The sequence below is a fragment of the Candidatus Binatia bacterium genome (assembly GCA_035631035.1).
GTDB lineage: Bacteria > Eisenbacteria > RBG-16-71-46 > SZUA-252 > SZUA-252 > DASQJL01.
In genome coordinates this window covers 1-2,996 of sequence record DASQJL010000132.1, presented here as the reverse complement: position 1 = coordinate 2,996, position 2,996 = coordinate 1, and the positions used below count along the sequence as shown (strand labels likewise).

Annotated in this window: 3 protein-coding genes; all 3 read right to left on the bottom strand. The window is 69.0% G+C overall.

What is annotated here, in order from left to right:
• Nucleotides 1-726: acyl-CoA dehydrogenase family protein (locus VE326_14835; GenBank protein HYJ34476.1), on the bottom strand; the 726-nt coding region annotated here is incomplete at its 3' end.
• A 15-nt stretch (nucleotides 727-741) separates the two neighbouring features.
• Nucleotides 742-1,575 (bottom strand): 3-hydroxyacyl-CoA dehydrogenase NAD-binding domain-containing protein, encoded by an 834-nt coding sequence (locus VE326_14830; GenBank protein ID HYJ34475.1) that lies wholly within the window; start codon nucleotides 1,573-1,575, stop codon nucleotides 742-744.
• 83 nt (nucleotides 1,576-1,658) lie between these two features.
• Entirely contained in the window at nucleotides 1,659-2,852 is a 1,194-nt protein-coding gene (locus VE326_14825; protein HYJ34474.1) for an acetyl-CoA C-acetyltransferase, read from the bottom strand.
• Nucleotides 2,853-2,996 lie beyond the last annotated feature (144 nt).

Below are 2,996 nucleotides of genomic sequence, written 5' to 3'. Positions count from 1 at the left end.
CCGTCCGGCGTCCAGCGAGGTCATGGCCACCCGGAATCCATACCCCTCCTCGGCCAGGCGGTTCTCGGCCGGGACCCTGCAGTCCTCGAAGAAGAGCTCCACCGTGTCCGAGCCGTGCAGCCCCATCTTCTGGATCTCCTTACCGATCCGGAGCCCGGGCGACTCCCGCTCGACCAGGAAGGAGCTGATCCCCCGGTGCTTCTGATCCGGGCTGGTGCGCGCCATCACCAGGAACAGGTCCGCGTACTTCCCGTTGGTGACGAAGGTCTTCTGCCCGTTCAGGACGTAGCTCTCCCCGTCCCGGCAGGCCCGGGTGGTGAGCGCGGCCGCGTCAGACCCCGAGCCGGGCTCGGTCAAGGCGAAGGCGCCGAGGTGCGTCTGGGCCAGGAGCGGGAGCCACTTCTTTCGCTGGGCCTCGCTTCCGAAGCTCTGGATCGGCCCCGCCGTGACGGAGTTGTGCACCGAGACCGTGATCGCCACGGCGGCCGACGCGCGCGCCAGCTCCTCGAGGATCATCGCGTAGGAGACGTACCCCACGGCGGAGCCGCCGAACTCCTCGGGGATCAGCAGGGAGAAGAAGTTGTTCTCGCGGAGCGCCTGCCGGAGCGGGTCCGGCAAGGACGCGGAAGTCTCGATCTCGTGCGCGCGCGGCACGATCTCGCCCTGGGCGAACTCGCGCGCGAACGACCGGAGCATTTCCTGCTCTTCGGTCGGTTCGAAATTCATCGGCGGGCGCGGCCGTCAGGTCGCGTAGTCGTAGAACCCCCGCCCCGTCTTTCGACCCAGCCGCCCGGCCGCGACCATGCTCTTGAGCAGCGGACAGGGACGGTACTTACTGTCGCCGAATCCCTGATGGAGCACGTTCATGATGTCCAGGCAGACGTCGATGCCGATGAGATCGGCCAGCGCCAGCGGCCCCATCGGATGGTTCATCCCCAGCTTCATGACGGTGTCGATCGCCTCGCGGTCGGCCACCCCCTCCATCAGCGCGAACGCCGCCTCGTTGATCATCGGCAGGAGCACGCGATTGGAGACGAAGCCGGGCCGGTCGGAGACCACGACCGGCGTCTTGCCGAGGGCTTTCGCAAGCTCCAGCGTCTCGGCCACGGTCGCCTCGGTGGTATCGAGGCCGCGCACCACTTCGACCAGCGGCATCAAGGGGACGGGATTCATGAAGTGCATGCCGACGAAGCGTGCGGGGCGGCTCGTGCCGGCCGCCAGCTCGGTGATCGAGATGGAGGAGGTGTTCGTGGCGAGGATCGCGCCCGCCGGGAGCATCCCGTCGAGCATGCGCAGCACCTCGCGCTTGATCTCCAGCTTCTCGGGCACCGCCTCGACGGCGATGACGCAGTCGCCCGTCGGGAAGTCGGCGCTCTCGGTCGCGATGCGCGCGAGCGCCTCGTCGCGGGCGTCCATCGTCAGCTTGCCCTTCTCGACCAGCTTTCCGAGGCTCTTCGTGATCGTGCCCATGCCGCGCTGCAGCGCGGCCGCATTGGCCTCGAGCAGGAGAACGCGATGACCCGCGGCCGCAAAGGTCTGGGCGATGCCGTTCCCCATGGTGCCGGCGCCGGCCACGACGACAGGGCGCGCCGAGACGGTAGCCGCCTTGCTTGCGGCGCCTGTCGCGGCCGGGCTTGGCGCCGGACCTGAAGCGGGAGTCATACGGCCTCCACGCTGAGCGCCACGGCGTTGCCGCCGCCCAGGCAGAGGGTCGCGAGACCGGTCTTGGCCTTCTTGTCGCGCATGGCGTAGAGGAGCGTCGTGAGCACCCGCGCGCCCGAGGCTCCGATCGGATGCCCCAGCGCCACGGCCCCGCCGCGCACGTTGAGCCGCTCCGGATCCCAACCCAGCTCCTTCGCGTCCACGATCGCCTGCGCCGCGAACGCTTCGTTCGCCTCGATCAGATCCCACTCGTTCGTCTTCCGCCCGAGCTTCTCGGCCAGCTTCCGAACGGCGATCACCGGGGCGTAGAAGATCATCTCGGGAGCGACGCCGCCCGTGGCGTAGCCGTTGATGCGCGCCATCGCCTTGGCCCCGGTGCGCTTCAACGCGGCTTCGGACATCACCACGACCGCCGAGGCGCCGTCGTTCAGGCCCGGAGCATTCCCCGCCGTGACCGTGCCCTCCTTGTCGAAGGCTGGGCGGAGCTTCCCCAGCGTCTCCATCGACGTGTCGGGGCGCGGCCGCTCGTCCTGGCAGAAGCACTTGGGCTCCCCCTTCTTCTGGGGGATCAGCACCGGGACGATCTCGTCCTTGAACGCGCCCTCCTTCTGGGCGGCGACCGCCTTCTTGTGGCTGTCCACCGAGAAGCGGTCCTGGTCCTCGCGCGTGACGCCGAATTTCTTCGCGATGAACTCGGCCGAGTTGCCCATGTGATGGTTCTTGAACGCGCACCAGAGGCCGTCGTACACGACGCCGTCCACCAGCTCGCCGTTGCCCAGGCGATAGCCGGTGCGCGCCTTCGGGAGCAGGTAGGGCACGTTCGACATCGACTCCATGCCGCCCGCGACGATCACGTCGGCATCGCCGGCCTTGATCGCCTGCGCGGCGAGCATGACCGCCTTGAGCCCCGATCCGCACACCTTGTTGATGGTAACGGCGCTGACGGTGGCCGGGATTCCCGACTTGAGCGACGCCTGTCGCGCGGGAGCCTGCCCCACCCCGCCCTGGATGACGTTGCCCATGATCACTTCCTGCACCTCGCCACCTTCGATGCCGGCGCGCTCGAGCGCGGCACGAATCGCGACCGCGCCGAGCTCCGGCGCGGAAAGGCTGGAGAGGGAGCCGAGGAACTTGCCGATCGGCGTCCGAGCGGCCGAGACGATGACCGGGATGCGGGTGGCGTCGGGCATGGGGGAAATGTAAGCGGGGGTCCGGGGGTCGAGGGGTCCGGAAATCCGGAGGTCCGGAGGTCCGGAGGTCCGCGACGACGAAGGGAAGCTCCTGCCCCGAGGCCGTCTGGGACCCCCGGACCCCCCGACCCCCGACACCCGCCC